The sequence below is a fragment of the Candidatus Sericytochromatia bacterium genome, assembly GCA_035285325.1.
Lineage (GTDB): Bacteria > Cyanobacteriota > Sericytochromatia > S15B-MN24 > JAQBPE01 > JAYKJB01.
The window spans coordinates 1-23258 of the sequence record JAYKJB010000116.1 but is presented as its reverse complement, the minus strand read 5'-3'; the positions used below and the strand labels follow the sequence as shown (position 1 = coordinate 23258).

At 67.7% G+C, this 23258-nt stretch carries 18 protein-coding genes; 4 read left to right on the top strand and 14 right to left on the bottom strand.

The window, feature by feature from the left end:
- Positions 1-35: 35 nt before the first annotated feature.
- The 6 genes from VKP62_14285 to rpsF all read right to left on the bottom strand — a co-directional run bounded on the left by VKP62_14285 (position 36) and on the right by rpsF (position 5974).
- Entirely contained in the window at positions 36-1067 is a 1032-nt protein-coding gene (locus VKP62_14285) for a roadblock/LC7 domain-containing protein (GenBank protein MEB3198364.1), read from the bottom strand.
- A 93-nt stretch (positions 1068-1160) separates the two neighbouring features.
- A complete protein-coding gene (gene pheT / locus VKP62_14280) occupies positions 1161-3590 on the bottom strand; it encodes a phenylalanine--tRNA ligase subunit beta (protein MEB3198363.1) in 2430 nt (809 codons plus the stop codon).
- Between the two features lie 57 nt (positions 3591-3647).
- On the bottom strand, positions 3648-4673 hold the full coding sequence (gene pheS / locus VKP62_14275) for a phenylalanine--tRNA ligase subunit alpha (GenBank protein ID MEB3198362.1): 1026 nt from the start codon (positions 4671-4673) through the stop codon (positions 3648-3650).
- 143 nt (positions 4674-4816) lie between these two features.
- On the bottom strand, positions 4817-5026 hold the full coding sequence (gene rpsR, locus VKP62_14270) for a 30S ribosomal protein S18 (protein ID MEB3198361.1): 210 nt from the start codon (positions 5024-5026) through the stop codon (positions 4817-4819).
- 65 nt (positions 5027-5091) lie between these two features.
- A complete protein-coding gene (ssb, locus tag VKP62_14265; GenBank protein ID MEB3198360.1) occupies positions 5092-5628 on the bottom strand; it encodes a single-stranded DNA-binding protein in 537 nt (178 codons plus the stop codon).
- 55 nt (positions 5629-5683) lie between these two features.
- Positions 5684-5974, bottom strand: a complete 291-nt coding sequence (gene rpsF, locus VKP62_14260; protein ID MEB3198359.1) for a 30S ribosomal protein S6 — start codon at positions 5972-5974, stop codon at positions 5684-5686.
- 254 nt (positions 5975-6228) lie between these two features.
- On the opposite strand from rpsF, the gene VKP62_14255 reads away from it, so the two are divergent.
- The 3 genes from VKP62_14255 (at position 6229) to VKP62_14245 (ending at position 9525) form a co-directional block, all read left to right on the top strand.
- A complete protein-coding gene (locus VKP62_14255; protein ID MEB3198358.1) occupies positions 6229-6618 on the top strand; it encodes a hypothetical protein in 390 nt (129 codons plus the stop codon).
- 106 nt (positions 6619-6724) lie between these two features.
- Positions 6725-8137, top strand: coding sequence for a TldD/PmbA family protein (locus VKP62_14250; protein MEB3198357.1), 1413 nt, complete (start codon positions 6725-6727; stop codon positions 8135-8137).
- A gap of 26 nt (positions 8138-8163) precedes the next feature.
- Entirely contained in the window at positions 8164-9525 is a 1362-nt protein-coding gene (locus VKP62_14245) for a metallopeptidase TldD-related protein (protein MEB3198356.1), read from the top strand.
- 111 nt (positions 9526-9636) lie between these two features.
- On the opposite strand, the gene VKP62_14240 is transcribed toward VKP62_14245, so the two are convergent.
- Genes VKP62_14240 through VKP62_14230 form a run of 3 tightly spaced genes read right to left on the bottom strand, consistent with a single transcriptional unit; the run spans position 9637 to position 13660 of the window.
- On the bottom strand, positions 9637-11217 hold the full coding sequence (locus VKP62_14240) for a hypothetical protein (protein MEB3198355.1): 1581 nt from the start codon (positions 11215-11217) through the stop codon (positions 9637-9639).
- Positions 11214-11885, bottom strand: a complete 672-nt coding sequence (locus tag VKP62_14235; GenBank protein MEB3198354.1) for a hypothetical protein — start codon at positions 11883-11885, stop codon at positions 11214-11216. Before VKP62_14235 ends, VKP62_14240 begins: the two co-directional genes overlap by 4 nt.
- A gap of 11 nt (positions 11886-11896) precedes the next feature.
- Positions 11897-13660 carry a biotin carboxylase N-terminal domain-containing protein gene (locus tag VKP62_14230; GenBank protein ID MEB3198353.1) on the bottom strand — a complete coding sequence of 588 codons (1764 nt, stop codon included), beginning with the start codon at positions 13658-13660 and terminating at the stop codon, positions 11897-11899.
- Between the two features lie 174 nt (positions 13661-13834).
- Between VKP62_14230 and VKP62_14225 the strand changes: the two genes are divergently transcribed.
- Positions 13835-14488, top strand: a complete 654-nt coding sequence (locus VKP62_14225; protein ID MEB3198352.1) for a hypothetical protein — start codon at positions 13835-13837, stop codon at positions 14486-14488.
- A gap of 73 nt (positions 14489-14561) precedes the next feature.
- Here the strand turns inward: VKP62_14225 and hutH are convergent, their stop codons facing one another.
- The 5 genes from hutH to VKP62_14200 form a co-directional block, all read right to left on the bottom strand.
- The gene (hutH, locus tag VKP62_14220) at positions 14562-16118 is read right to left on the bottom strand and encodes a histidine ammonia-lyase (protein ID MEB3198351.1); all 1557 of its coding nucleotides are present in this window, start codon (positions 16116-16118) and stop codon (positions 14562-14564) included.
- Complete coding sequence (locus VKP62_14215; GenBank protein MEB3198350.1) at positions 16115-16777, bottom strand: cyclodeaminase/cyclohydrolase family protein; 663 nt, start codon at positions 16775-16777, stop codon at positions 16115-16117. Before VKP62_14215 ends, hutH begins: the two co-directional genes overlap by 4 nt.
- Positions 16778-16787: 10 nt before the next feature.
- Entirely contained in the window at positions 16788-17714 is a 927-nt protein-coding gene (ftcD, locus tag VKP62_14210; GenBank protein MEB3198349.1) for a glutamate formimidoyltransferase, read from the bottom strand.
- Positions 17715-17819: 105 nt separating this feature from the next.
- The gene (locus VKP62_14205; protein MEB3198348.1) at positions 17820-20669 is read right to left on the bottom strand and encodes a hypothetical protein; all 2850 of its coding nucleotides are present in this window, start codon (positions 20667-20669) and stop codon (positions 17820-17822) included.
- 36 nt (positions 20670-20705) lie between these two features.
- The coding region (locus VKP62_14200) for a hypothetical protein (GenBank protein MEB3198347.1) at positions 20706-23258 on the bottom strand (2553 nt) is incomplete at its 5' end.

Below are 23258 nucleotides of genomic sequence, written 5' to 3'. Positions count from 1 at the left end.
CAATGGGGAGAAGCGCGGGCAAAATGGGCCGGAGCTCAGGAAGCCTGGGCCGCCCCCAGGGCATCGCCGATTGCCGCCAGCACACCGGTCAGATCCATCGTCTGCCGGTCCCTGGACACCACGACTAAGATACCCATGTCGGCCGCTGTCACTAACATGGCGCCACTGGCCGTTTCCAGCATCATGCGTCGCAACTCGCCCCGCTGCAATTTGACCAGTTGCTGGCTGTTCTCTGAGAACAGCGTGCCCGCTTGCGCCCCCAAGCGTTCCGCGTCCACCTCGCGAGGCACCTGCGCGGCAATCAACAGGCCGTCGTAACCCACCAGCAGGGCCCCGGCAACGCCTTTCTGGGCCGTGGTGTTGATCAACAGGGCGGTCAGGTCGACGCCGCGCGACAGGGGCAAGGGGGCCGACCCCTGGGCCGACAGGGACGCCCCCGCCAGCACGGAGGCAGGGACGGCCACCTGGGAGGCCGCTGCCGCGGGGGCGTTCGGAGTGGACGGGACTTCCACCGGGGTGGCTGCCACGATCGGGGTATGAATGACGCGGGAAGAGCCCGGTGCCGGGGCGGCCGGGGTGGGGTGAGTTTGGGGGCCGTGGGCCTGAGGGTCAGGCGGGAGCGAGGCGGGCGTGGGCGGAATGGGCGGACCCGCGAAGCCCGCTTCCAGGCCCGAAAACAACGCGTCCAGGGAGCTGTCCAGGCCGTCTTCCTGGAAAAGCCGGCCGCTGGCTCCGGGCAAGTCACCCGCTCCGGTGGGGAAGGGGGCGCTGGCAGGTGCTGCTGGCTTCGGGAGGGGCGCATAGCCCGCCGCCGCGGCCTGCTCGTCGCGGAGGTCGCGCTGGGCAGGGCCTTCATCCATCAGTCCCGCCTGAGCACCAAAGCCCGCGAACGGAGACTCCTCAAGCAGGCTCTCATCGAATGACTGAGGCGGCGCCACATAAGGCTCCGTGGGACGCGGTTGGCGCCGGCGGCGGCGCTTCGGTTCCGGAGGGGCCTCCGCCATGCCCAGCTTGCTCAGAAGCAAGCTGAAAAAGTCGGCTTTGTTGGTGGACTTGCGTCCGGCCATGTCGATTCTCCTGGGGGCGTGTTCATGCCCGTCTTGCTGCGCGGCTGCCCTGTGGGTGCTGTGTACCCGTGCGGCAAATGCGAAAAACCCGCCTTACGACCTCAGCACGGCACCGAAGCGGGTGTGCAACTGGTCCACGATGCCCTGGTGGATCGGTTCGATGTCCTGCGCCGTCAAGGTGCGTTCCGGGGAACGATACACCAGGCTGAAGGCCAGACTGGCTTTCTCTTCGGGGATTCCAGGGCCCGTGAAGCGGTCGAACATGGTGACCTTTTCCAGCCAGGCGCCGCCGTGCGCCTGAATGACCGCCAGCGCGTCCTGGGCCGCGAGGTCACGCGGGGCCAGCACGGCCAGGTCGCGCAAGATTGCGGGCTGACGACCGAATGCCTGGTAACGCAGCTTTCGGGTCGGGCGCGCCGCGAGCGCATCCAGGTCGAGGAAGAAAGCCGCTGAGCCGACGTGCGGGGGGAAGTCATAGTCCCGCGCCACCTGAGGGTGAATCGCCCCCACGCTCCCGATCACCGCGCCGTCCAGCCAGGCCAAAGCGGCTTGTCCCGGATGGCAGCCCGGCACCGCCTCCGCTTGCTGGAAGGTCAGCTCGCCGACCACCCCCAGTTGAGCCAGCATGGCTTCCAGCAGCCCCTTGGCGTAGAAAAAGTCGACGGCCAGTGCGGAGGGGGTATGCTCCGGCAGCCACAGCCCCTGCCAGAGGCTGCCCATCACGGCGCCCCCGAGCCAGAGGCGCTCCTGCGGCGGTTCCCCCTCGCGGGTGCGGTAGGTCCGGCCGATCTCGAAAATTCCCAGCTGGGTGCAGCCCTGGTAGCGGTTGTAGCGCAGCACCTCCAGCAGGCCCGGCAGCAAGGCGGTCCGCATCACCGTCATCTCCTTGAGCGGGTCTGACAGGCGTACGTGGTCGCCGCTGGTCTGACCGGCCAGGCGTTCGGCTTCGACCGTGGTCAGTGAGCGGGTCATGACTTCCGTCAGCCCCATGGCGATCGCCGCCGCCCGGGCCTTGCGCTCCAGTTGCACGGTGGCGGGCTGCGTGGGGGGCGATACGGGGGCGGGCAAACAGGCGGGGATGCGCTCATAGCCCCAGTGGCGGGTCACCTCTTCCACCAGGTCGACCTCGCGGGTGGTGTCGTGCCAGCGCCAGCCTGGCACCGTCACGTCGTATGAATTCAGCTCGAACACCCCATCCGTGTGGCGCTTCAGTCCGTAGCCCAGTCCGGCGAGAATGCGCTCGACCTCGGGGTTGGGCACGCTGACGCCGACCAGGCGCTCCAGGGAATCCAGGTGGAACTCGATGGTCTTCTCGGCGGGGAAATCGGTCTGCCGAAATTCCGTCGGCGTTTCCAGCATTTCCCCGCCACCCAGTTCGAGAACCAGGGCGGTCAGCAGGTCAAGGGCCCGGGCAATGCCGGCCGGATCGACCCCCCGCTCGAAGCGGTAGGAAGAATCGGTGGACAGCCCCAGGCGCCGGCCGGTCCGCCGCACCGCCGAGGGCTCGAAGTAGGCACATTCCAGGAAGAGTTCGGTGGTCTCGGGCGTGATTTCCGCGGTCAGCCCGCCCATGACCCCGGCCACCACCAGCGCCCGCTCGGCGTCGGCGATCACGAGGTCGTCCTCACGCAAGGCGCGCTCGACGCCGTCAAGCGTTCGCAGCGTTTCACCGGCTTGGGCAAAGCGCACCTGAATCTGCTGACCGGCCAGGCGGGCGGCGTCGAAGGCGTGGGTGGGTTGTCCCGTCAGTAACATCACGTAGTTGCTGGCGTCGACGATGTTGTTGATCGGACGGATGCCGCAAGCTGACAGACGATTGGCCAGCCACTCGGGCGAGGGGGCCACCCGCACCCCGCGCACGGTCACACCGCGGTAAAGCGGGCAGCGAGAGGCTTCGACCGGACCAAGCCGCACCGCAGGCCCGGGCTTGCCGGCGAGCGGCTTGGGGCGGCTTTGCAGCAGGGTCAGGTGCGGGTTGGCTACGGCCAGTTCCCGTGCGACCCCCTCCACGCTCAACAGGTCGGGCCGGTTGGCCGTGATGGCAATTTCCAGCACCAGTTCGCCCAGCTGCATGGCCTGAGCGATCGGCTGGCCGATCAGGGTGTCCGCCGGCAGGATGTGGACGCCATCCTCTCCCGGGGGCAGGCCCAGCTCGGCCAGCGAACAGTACATGCCGAACGATTCGACGCCACGCAGCTTGGCAGCTTCGATGCGCTTGTCTCCCGGCAGGTTGGACCCGACCCGGGCCACCGGAATCTTGTCGTGCAGCTGAACGTTGGCCGCACCGGTCACGATCTGCAGCGGCGCGGCCTCGCCGATGTCGGTCTGGCAGATGCGCAGCTTGTCGGCGTTCGGGTGTGGGGCGATCGCCACGATCTGCCCGACCACCACCGTTTCCAGGCGTGGGGCGGAATATTCCAGCGATTCCACCTCCAGGCCGACCGTCAGCAAGGAACGCTCGACCGTCTCAGGGTCGAGGGCGGGCTGGAGAAGCGCGTTGAGCCAGGAGAGCGGGATGCGCATGCAAAACCTCGGTGCGGGTGGGGGGTGCCGGAGCGGGCCGGCGACACGGGTGAGGGCTCAGAATTGCTGCAGGAAGCGGATGTCGTTTTCCCAGAGGAGACGGATGTCGTTGATGCCATACCGGATCATGGCCACCCGGTCGATGCCCAGGCCAAATGCCAGGCCATTCACCGTGCGGGGGTCATAGCCCACGGCCTGAAGCACGTTGGGATCGACCATGCCGGCGCCGCACAGTTCAATCCAGCCGCTGTAGGAGCAGGTGCCGCAGCCCTTGCCGTGGCAGAACGGACAGGCGACGTCCGCCTCGGCCGAGGGTTCGGTGAAGGGGAAGAAGCTGGGTCGCAGGCGCACAGCCAGTTCACGCCCGAACAGGGCTCGCAGCATCTCGGTCAGAAGACCTTTGAGGTGGCCCATGTGGACGTGACTGTCGACCATGAGGCCTTCGAGTTGATGGAAAATCGGGTAATGGCGCTTGGTGACCTCATCGCGCCGATACACCCGACCTGGCATGATCAGTCGCAGGGGCGGTTGCTGGGCGCTCATGGCGCGGATCTGAACCGACGACGTGTGCGTCCGCAACAGGGCCCCGCCCGGCAGATAGAACGTGTCCTGCGCGTCGCGGGCCGGGTGGTCGGCCGGCGTGTTGAGCGCCGTGAAGTTGTGCCAATCGTCTTCGATTTCGGGGCCTTCCGCCATGCTGAAGCCATAGTGCTCGAAGAAGGCGATCAACTCTTCCTTGATGGCAAGCACGGGATGCGCGTGGCCGGTGGTGAGGCGTCGCGCGGGCAGCGTGACGTCGACGCGTTCACTGCGCAGCTGGGCCGTCAGAGCATCCTGCTCGAAGGCGGTTCGGCGCGCCTCGTAAGCGGCCTCGAGGGCCTGCTTGCCCTGGTGGATGGCCTTGCCGACGGTGCTGCGCTCGGCCGGCGGCAGGGAGGGAATGCTGCGCAGCAGGGCCTGGAACTCGCCGCGCTCCTTGCCGAAAAATTGGGTGTACCAGGCCTCCAACGTCGGCAGGTCCTGGGCCGCCTCGAGTGCGACTTGCGCCTCTTGCAAGGTGTGTTCCAGCGTCGCGAGGTTCATGGTCAAAACGGACTCCGGCAGACAGAAGCGGTCTTCGTATTCCGGAGGGGTGGTTCGTCTCCGGACACGCCTGACCGTTTCGACGGGTTCGGGGGGATGTCGAAGAGGCCCCGGGGGTCAACCCGAGGCCTCGGTTTTCACAATCAGGCGATGACGAAGGGCATCAACGCGATTTCACGGGCCCGCTTGGTGGCGTCCGTGAGGCCGCGCTGATGCTTGGCGCAGTTGCCCGTCACCCGGCGGGGCAGGATCTTGCCGCGCTCGGAGATGTACTTCTTGAGGCGCACGGTGTCCTTGTAGTCGATCAGTTCGACCTTGTCCACGCAGAACGTGCAGACCTTGCGGCGCTTCATCCGGCCGCCTGCTTTGCCACCTTTGGCCATGGTTCGTTTGCCTTTCGTCGCGGGGGCGTTTGCCCCTAGAAGGGAATTTCGTCGTCAAAATCGGGAGGCGGCGCGGAAGCGACGGCCTGGGGTTTGGGACCACCGGCCGGGGCTCCTGCACGGCGCCCGAAGGTTTTCGGTGCCGCCTGAGGCGGCGCCGCTTCGAGGCTGCTGAAATCGTCGTCTTCGTCCCCGTAAACGGGTCCGTCGGGCTCCTCGGCAGGAGCGGCCCGCTTGGCTTCGCTGGGGGCGGCTGCCCCCACCGCCGAGGCGCTGGTGGCTTCCACCTCCACCACCTTGCGGCGCTGGCCGTCCGGGGTGTCATAGGAACGGGTCACCATGCGACCTTCGACCACCACCAAGTCGTCCTTGTGGAGCGAATCGCGCAGCCGTTCAGCCAGCTGGCGCCACGCCACCACGCGAATGTAGTCCACCGAGGCCGGGGAGCCTTCTTTCCACGCGGGGCGAGAGACCGCCACCGTGAAGGTGATGGTCGGTTGACCGCTCTGGGTCATCCGAAATTCGGGCCCGCGGGAGACTTGCCCCATCAAGGTGATGTGATTGATGCTCATGGGCGATTCCGTTCTCTACACACGTATCAGCAGCCGGACGTGAAGTCGTCGGCGCTTACTCCGCTTCGGGGCGGACGATCAGGTGACGGATCACGTCGTCGTTGAGCTTGAACAGACGCTCGAGCTCTTTGACCTGCGTCGGAGCGGCCTGGAAGTTGGTCAGGACGTAGAACCCGTCCTTGAAGTCCTTGACCTCATAGGCCAAGCGCTTGCGACCGCGCTTTTCGGTCTTCTCCAGGGTGCCGAGACTGCCAATCTGGCCGTCGACGCGCTGAATCACCGCATCGATGGCTTCTTCATCGAGCGTCGGCTTGATGATGTACATCGTTTCGTAACTGCGAACCAAGGTGGTTCCCTCCGGACATCTGTCAGATGGCTTCTTGCCAGTTGATGGTTCAAGAAGCAGGGACGTGGCGAGAGGCGATGTAGAACACGCGCCTCGTGGCGTATGCGGCGCAAGATCGCTTCAGGCGCCAGCAGTCAGCGTTTCAGCCTATCACAATCCCCCCTTAACGGCAAGGCGGGCGATCGCGGCGAGGGAGGGCTTGCCGAGTGCGCGTCTGCCCCCTACGATGCTGCCCGGAGGTCTTCGGAACGCCTATGCAGGTTGCTCGCCACATTCGTCGGAGCTGGCTGGGGGGAATGGCCGCCGCCGTGCTCGGCCTGTCCGGTTGTGCGGTGCCGCTGGACGGCTTGTTGCCGGATGCGCCGGCTGCGCCCGGGGGGGCGGCGATCGCCTTCGTGCGCACCAATCTGGACCCGGAAAAGTCGACGGTGACGGCCGGGGAAGAGATCCGCTTGTGGGTCGACACCAACCTGCCGGAATCCCGCCTGCGTTTTGCCTGGACGGCCTCGGCCGGTCGGCTCTCGGCCACGAGTGGCGCGAGCGTGCGCTGGACGGCGGGCGGCAGTGGCCGCGTGCGGATTACTTGCACGATTTCGGACGGTCAGAACCAGCGCGTGGCCGAGTATCTGTTCACGGTGCGCTGAACGCACGCCCTCTGAGGGTCCTGCCCCTCTAAGGGGTGGTATCATGACAGCAGCACCGCTGTGGCGGGTGCCCGGTCCAGGCACCCGGGGGCGAGGAGAGTGAATTATGAAAGAGCTGACGACCCGAGCGCCGTTCACCTTGTCGCGCGATGTGGTGGAGCAGGTGCTGGATTGCGCCCTCTCCAACGGGGCCGACTTTGCCGAGATTTTTGCTGAGGACAAGGCCTACAGCACCATCCAGTGGCTGGATGGGCGCGTGGCCTCCTGTTTGTCTGGTCGGGACTACGGGGCGGGGGTTCGCGTGCTGTACGGCAGCGAGGCGGTGTATGCGTACACCAGTGACCTGAGCCTGGAGGGCTTGCTGGCGATCGCCCGGCAGGTGGCTGCCGCCCAGGCCGGGACCGAGCGCCATGTCCGGGCGAGCTGGCGCCCCGAAACCGTGACGCCCCGTCACAAGGGCGCCGTGCGCCTCGATGAGGTCTCCAAGGCCACCAAGGTGGCCGTGCTGCGCCGCGCCGATGCGGCCGCGCGGGCCGCGTCCGCCGAGGTCACCCAGGTCGAGGCCACGGTGGCCGAGGAGGACCAGCGGGTCTTCATCGCCAACTCCGAGGGCCTGTGGCTCACGGACGAGCGCCCCTACATCCGCCTGATGATCAACGCCATCGCGACCCAGGGGGATGAGAAGCAGAGCGGCCGTGAGACGCCGGGGGCGCTGGCCGGCTGGGAGTGGATCGACACGCTCGACATCGAGGCCCTGGCCCGTTCGGCCGCCCATACGGCCGTCACGATGCTGCACGCGGACTACGCGCCCTCCGGCAAGATGCCGGTGGTGATCGAGCACGCCTTCGGTGGGGTGATCTTTCATGAGGCCTGCGGCCATCTGCTCGAGACGACCTCGGTGGCGAAGGGCGCCAGCATCTTCGCGGGCAAGCTCGGGGAACAGATTGCCCATCCGTGCGTGACCGCCATCGACGATGGCACCATGGATGGCGAATGGGGTTCGCTGGCCGTCGACGATGAGGGCCTGCCGACGCAACGCACGGTGCTGATCGAAAACGGGGTGCTCACCAGCTACATGGTCGACCGCTTGGGGGCTCGCAAGACGGGTTACGCCCCGACGGGCTCGGGCCGTCGCCAAAGTTACCGCTTCGCGCCCACCAGCCGCATGCGCAACACGTTCATCGCGCCAGGCCATGACACCGTCTATGACATGATTGGCTCGATCGACTACGGCCTCTACGCCAAGAAGATGGGGGGCGGTTCGGTCTCGCCCGGCACCGGCGACTTCAATTTCGCCGTGCTGGAGGGCTACATGATCCGGGATGGTCGCATCGCGGAGCCCGTGCGGGGCGCGACGTTGGTGGGCAACGGCGGGGACATCCTGCAGAAAATCGTGATGGTGGGGGACAATTTCGCGATGGCGGCCGGCCGCTGCGGCTCCATCTCGGGCTCGATCCCCACCAATGTCGGGCAACCCGCCATCAAGGTCAGTGAAATTGTCGTGGGAGGTCGCAAGTGAATCCCTCTGTGTCTGGAGTCGCTCCTATGATCACCGCGCTTCCCTTTGACGCTGAAGTTCGGCACCTGCTGGGTCTGGCTGAATTCAAAGGGCTTACGGACGTCGAGGTTTACGCCCGGCGTGATGAAGCCCTGACCTTGCGCGCCAATCAGGGCACGCTCGAAAGCTTTCAGCGCTCCCACTCGGTAGGGCTGGGGGTGCGCGTGGTGGAGGGCGATCGCGTGGGCTACGCCTACAGCGAGAACCTGACGCCCGAGGCGCTCGACCGGATGCTTTCGGAAGCAGCCGAGAACGCCGCGATTGTCGCCGGTGAAGCGGGCGTGGGGCTCGTCATGGCGGCTGAGGACGCGCCGGCTGTGCCGGGCCTGTACGAACCGTCGCTGGAAGACGTCGCCCTCGAGGCCAAGGTGACGGGCATCCTGCGCGCCGAGGCGGCGGCTCGCGCCGATGCGCGCGTCAAGGCCGTGCCCGGCTGTGTCTACGCGGATGCTACCAGTGTGGTGCGCGTTGCCAGCACGCGGGGCCTCGATCGCCACTTCCGCAGCAACCAGGCTTATGCCGTGGTCTTCCCGCTGGTGTCGGAAGCGGGTGAGAACCGCACGGGCATCCACATGCACCTGACGCGGCGGTTCGAGACGATCGACTTCGAGGCGGTGGGCCGTCAGGCCGTGGGCCACGCCTGTCGGCGCCTGGGGGCGCGCTCGTTGACGTCTGGCCAGTATCCCGTGGTCTTCACCCCGCGGGCCATGAGCGAATTGCTGTCGGCCTTCAGCGATGTGTTCTCGGCCAAGGCCGCCCAAGAGGGCAAGAGCCTGCTGGCCGGTCGGCTTGGCGAGGCGGTGGCGGCCACCCGCCTGACCCTGCTCGATGACGCCCTGCTGGCCGAGGGCTACGCGTCTCGTCCCTTCGACGATGAGGGCACCGCCAGCCGCACCTGTGCCCTGATCGAGGGGGGGGTCTTCAAGACCTTCCTGCACAACGCCCAGACCGCCCGTCAGATGGGGGTCGCCTCGACCGGGCACGCCAGTCGTGGTGGCTACAAGGGCACGCTCAGCGTGGCGCCCACGAACCTGTACGTGCAGCCGGGTGACCAGCCCTTCGCGGCGCTGGTGGCCGGGCCCGGCCCGGTCGTCGTGATTGACGACTTGCAGGGGGTGCACGCCGGCACCAATGCCATCAGCGGGGACTTTTCGCTGCAGTGCCAGGGTTGGTTGTACCTCGATGGAGTCGAGCAGCACGCCGTGGCCAACATCACGGTGGCTGGGAACTTCGTCACGATGCTGGCGGGCGTCGAGGCGCTTGGCGACGACCTCGAATTTCATCCTCACGGGGCCTACATCGGCTCTCCCAGCGTGCGCATCGCGGAGCTGGCGATCGCGGGCGCGTAAACCTCTTCACGCCTGCTTTCGACGCCATTGCAAGGCTGACGCGAGGCGGCGCGTTCCGGGCCAGGTGGTCGGGGGCAGGGCCAGCGATGCTGGCCGACCCCAGACGCGTCTTCAGTGCAACCCTTCGAGCGTGTCGAAACGTGCCGCGAGGTCGTGCAGGCTGCGCGGAGAGGCCACCAGGCCGCCACGCGAGGCCTGTGCCGCTTCGGCCAGCGCCCCGGCGATCTGCTCCTGGGTGGTCAGTTGCTCGATCAGGTTGAGGGCCCGGTCGGCCTTCCCGCCGTAAGCGGCCAGCTTGGCCGCGCGCAGCAGAAAGGGGGGCCGCATGGGCAGGGGATAGCGCCTGACTCGGTCCAGGGCATCTTCCAGGGCGCCCAGGCCCGGCTGGATGTGCCCGATCGTCAGCAGGCGCTCGCTGATGTCCATCAGGGTCGTGACCTCCAGATCGAGGCCTGGCGGGCTGTCCACCGCGGAGATGGCATCGGCCCGGGTGCGCGCCTGCGAGAGTGCGAACGCGCCGGGCTCGGCCTCGCCCAGCTTGGCCTGTAGATAGGCCACGTTGGCCAGCCAGGGAACCTCGCTCGACGGCAGGGCGGTGGTGCCGGCCTCGATGCTGGTCAACTGGTCGTGCACGCGTGCCAGCAAGCGCGATTCTCCACCGCCGGCCCGGTAGGCCTCGACCAGGCCGTCCAGTTCGTCGCGGTTGGCGACCCGCAGGCCATCCACCTGGGTCAGCCAGCTGTCGGCTTGCGGCAAGGCGCGCTGCATGGCGTAGTGCCGGGCCAGCACCAGGCCTGCACGGGGAACCTCTTCGGGCGTGACGGCCTTGGCCCAGTATTCCGCCTCGTTCATCAGTTGCTGGGCCCGCGCGGTGTCTCCTTCGCGCCACAGGGCCGCCGCGATCACGGCCCGCGCCTCCAGGCGTGGCATGGGAGCCCCTCCGAGGCTGTGCGCCACCATGCCGGCGGCCCGCTGGGTCTGGCCCGTTTTGACCAGCGCCACGGCCAGGCGTTGCCAGGGGCCTTCGAACCCGTGCGCGAGAATCAAGCTGCGGGCCTGCTCCAGGTCACGGGCCGCGATCAGGGTATCCGCGACGGACTCCCAGGCGTGATCCTGCGCCTCGGAGCCGGCTGGCAGGCCCGCGGCCGTGGCCTGGGCCACCTTCAGCATGCGCCCGGCGATGGTGGTGCGGTCCAGTTGAGCGGCCGCCTTCGCGACCGTGGCCAGGGCCTGCACGCGCGGCGCAGGACCCGGAATGGTCTCGGCCATGAAGGCCGCGCAGGCCAGCGGGCTGGCCTCAGCCTCGGCCCGCCGGCGCACGGCGGGCAGGACGACGCTGTCCAGCACACCGAGCGTGACGGGGCCGACGTAGGTGCTGGGTTTGCCGGCCAGCGCCCCCGCCGGCGTGTCGGCGTATTCCGTGCGCACTTTCCCGACCACCGCCAGGGCGGCTTCATAGCGTTCCAGCGCCGCCGCATAGCTTTCGGATTCGAGCCGCCGGGCTTCGACCATTTCCTGGGCGGCACCCTTCATGGCTTGCTGGGCTTCGCCCTCCCGGTCGGCACAGCCTCCCAGCCACCCCAGCGCCGACACGCCAAGCAGCACCCGAATCACTGCTCCGAGCAGGCGGGCTGATGGGCGGGCCCCGCCGCTCCGCGTGCCTCGATAGCGACTCGTGATTCCCGGCGTCACGGCTCCCGGGCCTGAATGATGTGGATGTCGTCCAGGTAAAAGCCTTTCTGCGGCTCCAAGGTCTGACTGCCCTGGCCGCGGAAGCGCAGGCTGAGGCGTTGGCCCGCATAGGGCGTCAGGTCGGCCCGGAAGCTGACCACGAGTGGAAAGCGGGCCTGGGCGAGCGGGGCCACCGGACGCCAGGCTCCCGTGCCCAGACGCATTTCAGCCTGGATGGTGGCTGCCTCGGGGGGATTCACCAGCCCTTTGACATCGTACTTGAGCTGAAGGTGTTTACCGGCCGGCAGGGCAATCGGCTCGCGCAGGGTCAACAGGGCCGTGCCGGGCTTGAAGCGAGTGGCCTGGTTGTCCTTGAAACCCAGCACCATGGTGTACAGACCGCCGCAGGTCGAGGCTTTCAGCAGATGCCAGCCGAATCCGTTCGGGTTGGTCTGCAGCGTCCAGCGCTGGATGCCGTGCTCGAAGTCCTCGTAGGCGGTGAAGGCCCCGCTGACCGGAGGCGGCATGGACGGCAGCACCTGATTGGGCGTGGGAGATGGCAAGGCATCCATCAGGGAGAGGGCTTGCGAGGGGGCCGGCGAGGGTGACGATTGCGATTCTTGCTTGTCACAGGCCGCCAGCAGGCCGATCAGGGCCAACAGCATTCGAAGGGGCAAAGAAGGTCGCACGGGCATCGGTCTCACGCCAGGCTGGCCAGTATCTGTCCTTGCTGCACCGTGTCGCCGGCCTGGCACTGGAGGCTCTGCACCACGCCGTCTTGCGGGCTGACCAGTTCGCTTTCCATTTTCATCGCCTCGATCACGACCAGCGGTTGACCAGCCTTGACCGTATCCCCCACGGCGACACAGAGCTTGACCACCCGGCTCATCATGGGCGCCCGAAGCTGACCGTCCGAGGGGGCACCTGCCGCGCTTTTGGCTCCGCCCTTGGGGGCCGGCGTCGGTTTGCGAGGGCCTGCGGCGGCCGAGGTCACGGCCAGGCTACCCAAGGGGTCGCGCAGCACCACCTCGAAGCGCTGGCGGTTGACCTCCAGCGAGAAGTTCCGCGTGGTGGTCAAGGGCGTCGGGCCTTCCGCCACGACCGGGTCGATGGCCTCCTTGATGCGCGCCCGTTCCGCCTCGGTGAGGCAATCCTGCAGGAAGCGGGTCGAGAAGTCGCCGCCGATGAAGGTCGGGTTTTCCATGATGACGGCGTGCAGTGGCACGGTGGTGGGCACGCCTTCGATCACGGTTTCCTTGAGGGCGCGACGCATGCGGGCGATCGCCTCGTGGCGGTCCTGTCCCCAGGTGATCAGCTTGGCAATCATGGAGTCGTAGGCCGTCGGGATCGTCCAGCCCTCGTAGGCCGCCCCATCGAGCCGCACGCCGGGGCCCTCCGGCCGGACGTAGCGGGCCAGGTAGCCCGGGGTCGGCCGGTAATTGGCCGAGGGGTCTTCCGCGTTCAGGCGCACCTGGATCGCCCAGCCCTCGGCGGACTTGCCGACCAGGCCGGGGTCGAGCGGCGTGCCGGCCGCGATGCGCAGCATCTCCTTGACCAGGTCGCAGCGGTAAATCACCTCGGTGACGGTGTGTTCCACCTGGATGCGCGTGTTCATCTCCAGGAAGTAGAAGCGGCCATCTTCGACCATGAACTCGCAGGTGCCCACCGAATCGTAATTCACCGCGCGGGCCATGCGACACGCCGCCTGGCCGAGAGCGTCCCGCAGGGCCGGGTCGACGGCCGGAGAGGGCGCTTCCTCGACCAGCTTCTGGTTGCGGCGCTGGATCGTGCAATCGCGCTCGCCCAGGTGAATCACTTGCCCGTGCTTGTCGGCCACCACCTGGACCTCGATGTGGCGGGGCCGCGTCAGGTAGCGCTCGATGTAGACCGAGGCATCACCGAAGTAGTTGAGGCCTTCGCGCTGGGCGCGCTCGAGGCCCGCTTCGATCTCCTCGGGGCCGTTCAGCACCACCTGGCCTCGGCCGCCGCCGCCAGCGGCGGCCTTGATCAGGATCGGGTAGCCGTGGGCGGCGCCGAAGGCTCGGATGGCCTCCGCGCTGGTGACCGGCTCGGTGTCGCCGGGCACGATCGGCACCTCGTGCGCCAGGGCCAGCTTGCGGGCGGCCAGCTTGGAGCCCATCTGGGCGATCGCCTCGGCGTGCGGTCCCACCCATGTCAGGCCCCGGGTCACGGTCCCCGCCGCGAAGTCGGCGTTCTCGGCCAGAAAGCCGTAACCAGGGTGAATCGCGTCGCAGTCGGCCTGTTCGGCGATCGCCCACAGCGCCGCCATGTCGAGGTACGTCGCCTCGCCCAGGCTGAAGGCCTGGTCGGCCAGTTCGATGTGGCGACACTCCCGGTCCAGCTCGGTGTAGACGGCCACCGTCGCGACGCCCAGTTCCCGGCAAGCCCGAATGATGCGAATGGCGATTTCACCACGGTTGGCCACGAGTAACTTTTTCATCATGATTCTGCCACCTCCGGGGCGCACGCCACAGGCCAGGGCCCGCAAATGTCCTATTCTATCACTTGTGCACCGGGCCCACACCGGGGGTTCCAGAGCGGCCAAACTCGATTCAGCAGCCAGTCATGGGGTATAACGGTGTCAGCCAGTCACTCGAGAACGGGAAAGGAACCCTGGATGCGGCCCTCGTCACGCTTTTTTGCGTTTGCCCTGGCAACGGTGGTGACCTCATCGCTCAGCGGGGGCTGTGAGCTGTTCAAGCCACCCGCGCAGGTTCAACCTCCCATTTCCTCCAAAAAGCCCTCCAAGAAACCAGCCACGCCCAGCCCCACGCCGACCCCCAAGCCTTCGGCGACCACCTCCGCCAACGCCACGGCGACGCCCACCGTGACTCCGACCGCCACGGCGACCGCGACGGCCACGCCCACCCCGACCCCCACCCCGACCCCCACTCCGACGCCGACAGCCAGCGCGACGGTGGCCCCGCCCGCCTCGGTGACCATCCAGATCGACCAGACCGCCAGCAGCGGCTTCTCCCCGCGCTACGCCAGCAGGCTCAAGTCGGGTGGCAAGCTCTTTTTCAAGAACAACAGCGCCTCGGTGGTCCACACCATCCAGATCATCAAGGAAGGCACGGCCTCGACGACCGCCCTGGCCAGCAACACGATTGCGACCGACGTGGTGGCCACCGAAGCACTGGTCGCCACCGGGGCCACCGTCGAGTTCACCCTCACGGCCTCCGGGACGGCCACCAGCACGCGCAAGGTCTTCTTCAAGTCGAAGGGGCTGGACTTCACCATCTACCTGGGCGACATCGACCTGGTCCCCTGATGCCCGCGGCTGGAGGGGGGGCATAGGCGCGTCCCGTCGGGCTTCGTCCGGGGCCCGCGAGACGGCTGACACGCTACTCCAATGGGCCCACTGCGGCTTCCACCGCACTCAGCAGGCGCCCCTCTTCCAGGTGAGGCGTCAAGGTGGCGATGTCGGAGGCCAGGATGCGGTCATCGTCCAGGTGGGGCACGAACTGTCGCACGTAGCGATGAGCGGCGGCGACCCCGTGTCCCGGCGGAATTTCGCCCCGCAGATCGAGGGCCTGGCAGGCGCACAGCAGTTCGATCGCCAGCACCTGACGGGTGTGCTCGACGATGCGCATGAGCTTGCGGGCTGCGATCGTGCCCATCGAGACGTGGTCTTCCTGCCCGGCCGAGGTGGGGATCGAATCGACCGAGGCGGGATGGCACAGCACCTTGTTCTCGGACACGAGGGCGGCGGCCGTGTACTGCGCCACCATGTAGCCCGAGTTCAAGCCGGGCTTGCCCGTCAGGAAGGCCGGCAGGCCGTTGGACAGCGTCGGGTTGACCAGTCGCTCGGTGCGACGCTCGGAAACGTTGGCGAGTTCGGCCACGGCGATCCCCAGAAAGTCGAGCGGCAGCGCCACGGGTTGACCGTGGAAGTGACCGGCTGAAACGGCTTCACCGGCCGCGGAGAAGATCAGCGGGTTGTCCGTCACGGCATTGATTTCAATCTGGAAGACCGAGCGGGCGTGCCGGATCGTGTCGCGCGAAGCGCCGTGGATCTGCGGCACGCAGCGCAGCGAATAGCCATCTTGCACCTGGTTGCAATGACGATGGGTTTCGACCAGCTGCGAGCCGTCGAGCAGCTTGACCAGGTTGCGCGCGGACGCCAGTTGCCCGGGATGGGGTCGCAGGGCATGGACCGCCGCGTGGAATGGTGTGTGCGAGCCGAGCAGGGCCTCCACCGAGCAGGCAGCCACCAGGTCGGCCAGCTTGGCCAGCTGGTGCGCCTGGTCGATCATCAAGCAGCCCATCGCGGTCATGGCCTGGGTGCCGTTGATCAGCGCCAGGCCCTCCTTGGCCGCCAGCTGGATCGGCGCCAGCTCTGCAGCTTCCAGCGCCTCGCGCCCTGGCAGGAGCATGCCCCGGTATTCCGCCACCCCCTCGCCCATCAGCACCAGGGCCAGGTGCGAGAGTGGCGAGAGGTCGCCCGACGCTCCCACCGACCCCTGCGACGGAATCTGGGGATGGACCCCTCGGTTGAGCATCTCCGCCAGCAGGGCCACGACCTCGGTTCGGATGCCGGAAAATCCCTTGACCAGCGCATTGAGGCGCAGCAGCATCATGGCGCGCACCACCGAGGTCGGCAAGGGGGGGCCGACCCCGGCGGCGTGACTGCGGACGAGGTTGGTCTGCAAGCGGCCCACTTCGTCCGGGGAGATGCGACGGTCCTTCATGAAGCCGAAGCCGGTGGTGATCCCGTAGACCACGCGGTCTTCCTCCAGCATTTCCTCCACGCTGCGACGGGAAGCGCGCATGGCCGCCTCTGCCTCGGCCGGGATGCAGACCGGTACCCGGCGTGCGGCCACGCAGACCACGTCCCAGAGCGTCAGGTCGTGACCGTTGGCCACCACCGGCAGGTCATCACTGGGTGAGGAAAGGGTCACGCGTGCGCCTCCTCCGCGGGGCTCGGCAGGCCTGCCTGACGGGCCGCCTGCCACATATCCCGCCGCATGGCCGCGATGCTGGCCCACAGCGTGTCGGCTTCCTGACGGGTCGTCTCCACAAACGTGGCATCCTGAATGGAACTCAGGTTGATGCCCACGTTCAGCAAGGCCCCTTCGGCCCCTGCCAGGGCGAGCAGCACCGCAACGGCCGCATCGGAACTGGCGTTGCGATTGCCGATCGTCAGCATGCGCAAACCCAAGCGGCCGGCCACCAGACAAGAGCGCGCCACGCCGAGGGGCGGTTCGGTGGCCCCCTGAAAGGCCTTCTGCATGGCCTCCTTGCGGGCGGCTTTCTGTTCGTCAGTCTCCTTGGGCAGGGCTATGGCTGCCACCACCGCTTCATAGGCGCGAGCGTCTTCCTCCGCAGCGGCCAGCAAGCGTCGGGACAGCGCCCGGGCCTCGGCCCGCAGGGTTTCCACCTCGATCACGGTGTGCTCGTAGCCCTTCTTGCCGAGTGTCAGGGCGCCGACCATCTCGCCGAGGGTCGCGGCCAGGGCGCCGGCGATCGCCGCGGCGCTGCCGCCGCCCGGCACCGGGGTCTTGGCGGCGAAGCGTCCGAGCAACTCGGGCAAGGGCAGGTCGGTGAAGGAGTCGGTCATCGGGGCGGCTTCAGGCAGGGGTGGGGGCTGGTGCGGTCGAGGCCTGGGCCTCTTGCAGCTTGTTTTCGAGCACCATGGCCGGCTGGTAACCTTCCAGTTGCAGGTAGTAGGCGGCGCTTTCCAGCAGGGCCGCTTGCGGCACGAGTCCGACAATTTCCGAACTGGTGACGCGCACGCCCCAGCGGGCGGCTTCGATGCGAATCAGCTCGACCACCCGGTATAGCGGGTTTTTGCGGAAGTTCACCAGGTTCATCGAGACCTGGGCCTGCTGGCGGTCTTCGATGTAGAGGCCCATGGCCTTGACGCTGCCGAGCCCGCCGCTGCTGCCGCGAATCGCCTTGGCGATTTCCTGGGCGATTTTGACGTCGCGCGTATCGAGGTAAACGTTGTAGGCCACCAGTGCCTCGCGGGCCCCGACGGCGCTGGCGCCGAGCTGCTCATGCGGGTTCGTGGGGCCATAGTCGGGCTTCCATTCGGCGCGCGCCAGTTTGTCCTTCAAGCCTTCAAATTCGCCCTTGCGCACTTCGGCCAGGTTGCGGCGGTGCGGCGCGCTGGCCGCTTCCTCGTACAGCACGACGGGCACGCCGTGATCGCCCGCGATGCGCTCCCCGACGCGCTTGGCCAGCGCCACGCAGTCGGCCATGGTCGCGCCGGTCAGCGGCACGAAAGGCACCACGTCGACCGCGCCCATGCGCGGGTGCTCCCCCTGGTGATGGCGCAGGTCGATGTGCTGCGCGGCCTGGGTGTAAAGCACCGAGATGGCCTGCTCGAGCGCCTCAGGGGCACCCGCGAAGGTGAGCACGGAACGATGGTGATCCGCGTCCGAGGACTGGTCGAGCCACTGGATTCCAGGCACCGCCCGGATCGCGGCCACGATCTCAGCCACGACCTCAGGCCGCCGGCCCTCGCTGATGTTGGGGATGCATTCGATGAGCACGCCATTGTCTCCAGATGCAGGCCATGTCCGAACAGGCAGTTTAGCAGGTGCGTGAGGGCTGCGCCACGGGGCCGGGCAACGGCTCGTCGGCCTGAATCGCCACGCTCAGAACGAGCCCGCCGGCAGGATGCGCACCAGGTTGCTGCCGATGTCGGTGAACACCAGGCGGCCATCCGGCGTGACCGTGATGCCGAAGGGAACGAACAGCGCATCTTCGCCTTCGGCATCCTGAAAAAACTTGCCTCCGGGACCTGCCACGGTGGTCACGACGCCCTCGGGCGTGATCTTGCGCACGCGCGGCGGGCGTCCGGGCAGCAGGGCCGGGTCGATCGGAAGCTCGCGACCGGCCAGCGGCGCCATCGCTTCAATGTTGCGGTCGCCCCCCTCCGTCACATAGAGGTTGCCTTTCGCATCGAAAGCCAGCCCCACGGGGATCGAGAGCGCGCAGTCCAGCGCCTGGATGCCCTCCTGCACCGGCGGCGGGGCGCCGGGCGTTTCCTCCAGGCGTTTCAGGCTGGCCGCCAGCCCGATGCCGGCCACCACTTCGACCGTTGGGGCCTGACCGGATTCGCCCTTCAACTTGTAAATGCGGCAGCCAATGCTATCGGTGAAATGAAGCTCACCGCGCGGACTCAAGGCCACCCCCATGGGAAGCGCCATGAACAGCTGGCTCGGATCGCTGGCGGGCGTTCCCAGAACGCCCGCCAGCTTGGCGCCCATGGCGCCTGATTGACTGACGCCGGCAATGGTCTCGATTGGTTGCTGGAGGTCAAAGCGTGTGATCGTGCCGCGCATGGCGCGCGGCCAGCACAGGCGGCCCGTGGCGTCGAACGCCATGGCCGTGGCCCCGTCCAGCTCTCCTCCGCTTAGCAGGGTCTGAATCGTGAGATCGCTGCCGACCCGCAGCAAGTGCTGGTGTCCTTCGTCGGCAATGAAGAGCGCGCCGCGATGCCAGGCCAATCCTTGCGGGCCTTTCAGGCGTGCCAGCTGAGCGGGCCCCCCCATCCCGCGGTCGGCTGCGCTGGTGGGGTCGCCACCCACGATGACCGTGAGTTCCTTGCCGTCGAAGCGCTTGATGCTGTTGCCGCCCGTTTCGGCGATGTAAATGCGACTCTGGTCATCGGCCGTGACCGCCATGGGGCTGTTGATGGCGAAGGCCTGGGTTTCGCCACGCTGGAAGACGGCCGCGGTGCCTGCGACCGGCTGCCAATCGCCGCCGGGTTTCCCGGCCCAGACGACGTGGGTGCTCAGATCGCTGACGTACACCATGCCGTCGGGACCGGCGGTGAGCGGCCCTGGCAGGCGGGGGCCGCGCTGGAAGCGCACGGCCTCTTCCAGTGCGCCGGTGGCGGTGAGGCGCAGCAGGCGGCGTTGGCCCGTTTCACTGAGGTAAATCGTGCCGTCGGCTGCCCTGCAAAGACCGCTGTCTCGATGCGTGGCAAGCTTTGACGCCACTTCCGTGAAGGCACCATCCCGGAACCGCCACAGGCTGCCGGGTTCTTCACGTCGGGTCAACAGCAGGTCAACCTCAGGGCCTGACGCCACCACCAAGCTGGCAACATCCCCGCTGCTGGTCTGCGGCAGGGGGTAGGCCTCCACCCGGCGGTCCGGTCGCAGGGCCAGCAGGCGGGGCCTGAGCTGGCTCAATCCGGCGCCGTCCTGTTCGCCCACCCACAGGGTGCCATCGGAACCGACGGCCAAGCTGCGGGGGGTGCAGGCCATGGTGAGCGGGTCACGCGGAGCATCTCGGCCCGGCAGGCCGCTTCCGAGCCACGGCTGGATCTCGCCATCAAGCGAGAAGCGATAAACCCGCTGGGCTTTGGCTGCCACGGCGAACAGGCTGCCGTCCGACGATTCTACCAGGCTGGTCAGCGTGGGGGCATTGTTCTTGATGCGGCCGTGGGTCTTGTCGAGCACCACCTCGAGCGTGCCGTCGCCCTTGAGCGTGCGGATGCGACCGAGCAGTTCCTCACCGAAGGCCAGACGTCCCTCCCGCAGCCAGGTGAGATGAACCGGCCCGGCCAGCGGAACCTCGATGGCCTTGAGGCCGCGGCCGAGGCCGGCCTGGCCGAGCAGCAGGGCCTTGACGTCCTCAATCACCCTGTCGACCCCGGCCACGCGGGTTCTGAGCACGTCGGTGGCCTCATTCAGCAGATTGTCGTCGTGCTTGAAGGCGGCCTTGACGTAACCCCGCACGGCGTCGAACTCGCGCGTCAGGCGCTCGTTTTCGCTGGCAGGCAACTTGTCGAGGACGGCCTGTTGCCCCCCCACGAATTTTTTCAACACGTAGGCCGCGCCCATGGACGAGGCCGTGTTGATGTCCAGCGTGACCTGCCCGCGTCCGGCTGGCGTGACGAGCGCTCGCAGAACGCCCCCGTTCCACAGTTGAATGCGGGCGATCAGGTTGCCGGGCGGCAGGACGGCCGAGAGGGTGTAACGGCCGTCGGGGCCCGTGGTAGCGGTCAGCGGCTTGCCGTTCTCATCGACGAGCGGTTGCTCGCTGGCGTCATGCAGGGTGATCCGGGCATCGGTCAGACCGTAGACCCCCAGGGGAGCGGCCTGGCGCAGCCCGTAAAACTTGGTTTTCCCGAGCATGCCGCCGCCATTGTTGCTGACCAGGTTTCCCCCGTTGTTGCTGATCAGGCTGCCGCCCTGGTCACTCAGCAGGCTGCCCCCCTGGTCGCTGATCAGGGAGCCGCCGTTGTTGCTAATGAGGGTGGCGCCGGGTTGGGCGATCAGGCGCACCAGGCCAGCCAGCTGGATGGCCTGGCCCTGTTGCGGCACGACGCGCGAGCGGGGGGCTGTCACGCCTGCCGGGGTCGCCGAGGCCCTCGCCTTGGGCGGGGCCCCGGCGGACTTGACGGGATTGCGGCCTGCCAGGTTGCTGGTCGAGGAGGGGCTTTGACACGCGGCCATCAGCATCAGGCTGAGGACGAGCGATACGAAGCGACGCATATTCAATCATATACCCGAGTCGATTTTTTGCCCGTTTCAGAACGAGCCCGCCGGCAGGATGCGCACCAGATTGCTGCCGATGTCGGTGAAGACCAGGCGGCCATCCGGCGTGACGGTGATGCCGCAGGGGATGTACAGGGCCTCCTCGCCCTCCTGGGTCGGAAAGAAGCGTCCTCCCGGACCAGCCACGGTGGTGATGAGACCTGCGGGGGTGATCTTGCGTACCCGCGGGGGACCTCCCGGCAGCGAGGCAGGGTCGATCGGCAGTTCGTTGCCGAACAGGGGGGCCATCGCCTCCAGGTTGCGGTCGCCCCCTTCCGTGACGTACAGGTTGCCCTGCCGGTCGAAGGCCAGGCCCATCGGCACGGAGAGGATCGCGGCCTTGGCCGGCCCGCCCTCCTCGGCCGCCAGATCGCCCAATTTGCCCTCGCGGGTGCGGGCCAAGGCCTTGGCCAGCGAGATACCGGCGAACAGTTCCACGCGGTGCGGCCCCCCGGGGGGGCCCACCAGCTTGTAGATGCGACAGCCGATGCCGTCTGAAAAGTACAGCTCACCGCCGGGGCTGCGCGCCACAGCCATCGGAAGTCCCAGCGTGAGCTGGCCAGGGTTTTCGCTGAAGTTGCCGGCGAGGACGCCGGCGAGCTTGGCGCCGAGCCATTTCTCCATTTCGATGCCGGCCAGCGTCTCGACGGCGCCGCCGTCGTTCGCCCGCAGGATCACGCCACGGGTGGGACGGGGCCAGCACGGCTTCCCGGCCGCATCGAAGGTGAGCGACCAGGCGTCGGCCAGGTTGGGAGAGGAGAGCACGGTCTGGATCGTGCCGTCGCTTTCTATCCGGCGTAACCGGCGATGTCCCTGGTCCATCAGGTACAGCGCTCCCTGGTGCCAGGTGATGCCGGCGGGTTTGCTCAGGCGAGCCGCGGCTGCTGGGCCGCCGTCACCCAGGTTGCTGTCCTGAGCGGGTTCGCCGCCCACCACCACGCTCAGGTCGCGACCGTCGAAGCGCTTGATGCGATTGCCGCCTGTTTCGGAGAGATAGATGCGGCCCTGTTCGTCCGCCGTCACGCCGCTGGGGTTGTTGATCGCAAAGGCCTGCGTCTCGCCCTGTTGAAACACGGCCTGAGAACCGGCCAACGGCTGCCAGGCGGCCCCTGGTTTGCCAGCCCAGACGACGTTGTCGCTCAGATCGCTGACGTACAGCGTGCCATCAGGCCCAGCGACGAGTGGGCCTGGCAGTTGGGGCCCGGTTTTGAATTCAACGGCGGTCTCCAGGCTCCCGGCATTCAGCCGCAGGAGGCGTCGACGATGGTATTCGCTGAGGTAGAGCGTCTGGTCCGGGCCCACGCAGAGGCCACTGCGGGGACCCGTGGCGAGATCGGATGCGACCTTCTCGAATTGGCCGTCCCGGAACAGCCACAGCTGTCCCGGATCACTCTTTGCCTGCACCAGCACGTACACCCGGGGCCCTGGCATCACGGCCAGGCTCAGCAAGTCACCGGCCGCACCGGCCGGCAGCGCATACGCCTCCACCCGGCGGTCCGGCCGCAGCGCCAGCAGTCGGGCCGGCGTGAGTTTATTGCGGCTATCTTCCCCCACCCACAGGGTGCCGTCGGGATCCCACGCCAGGCAGCGAGGGGTACAGGCCATGGCCAGCGGGTCACCCGGGGCATCCCGGCCCGGTTGCCCGCTGCCGAGCCAGACCTGGATCTCACCCGCGCGGGGAACGCGATAGACCCGATGAGCCTTGAGCGCCGCGACATACAGGGCGCCGTCAGGGCCTTCCACCATGCTGCTCAGCGTGGGGGCGTTGTTCTTGATGCGGCCGTAGGTCTTGTCCAGCAGCATGGCGAGCGTGCTGTCGGGTTCGAGCGTGCGGATGCGGCCAAGCAATTCCTCGCCGAGGGCCAGACGGCCCTCGCGCAGCCAGTACAGGTGGACCGGGCCAGCCAGGGGCACCTCCGTGGCCTTGAGCCCGCGGCCCAGCGCGGCTTGGCCGAGCAGCAAGGCCTTGACGTCTTCGAGCACCCGGTCGACGCCGGCCACGCGGGCTCTGAGCACGTCGGTGGCCTCGTTGAGCAGGCCGTCATCATGCTGAAAGGCAGCCTTGACATAGCCCCGCACGGCCTCGAATTCTCGGGTTAGACGCTCATTTTCGCTGGCCGGCAGCTTGTCGAGGATGGCCTGCTGGCCTCCCACGAACCTGGTCAGGACGTATGCCGCGCTCATGGTGGAGGCGGTGTTGATGTCCAGCGTGACCTGCCCGCGTCCGGCTGGCGTGACGAGCGCTTGCAGGATGCCCCCGTTCCAGAGTGGGATGCGGGCGACGAGGTTGCCGGGTGGCAGGACGGCCGAGAGGGTGTAGCGGCCGTCGGGCCCGCTGGTGGCCGTCAATGGCCGGCCCGTTTCGTCGACGAGTTGCTGTCCGGCGGCGTCGTGGAGGGTGATGCGGGCCTCCGTCAGACCGTAGACCCCCAGCGGGGCGGTTTGCTGGAGGTGGAAGGACAGGCCTGGCGTGGGCCAACCTTCATCCGGGAAGGCACGAAAGCGACTCCCGTTGTTGGCCAGCACGCCCCCCCCGTTGTTGCTGAT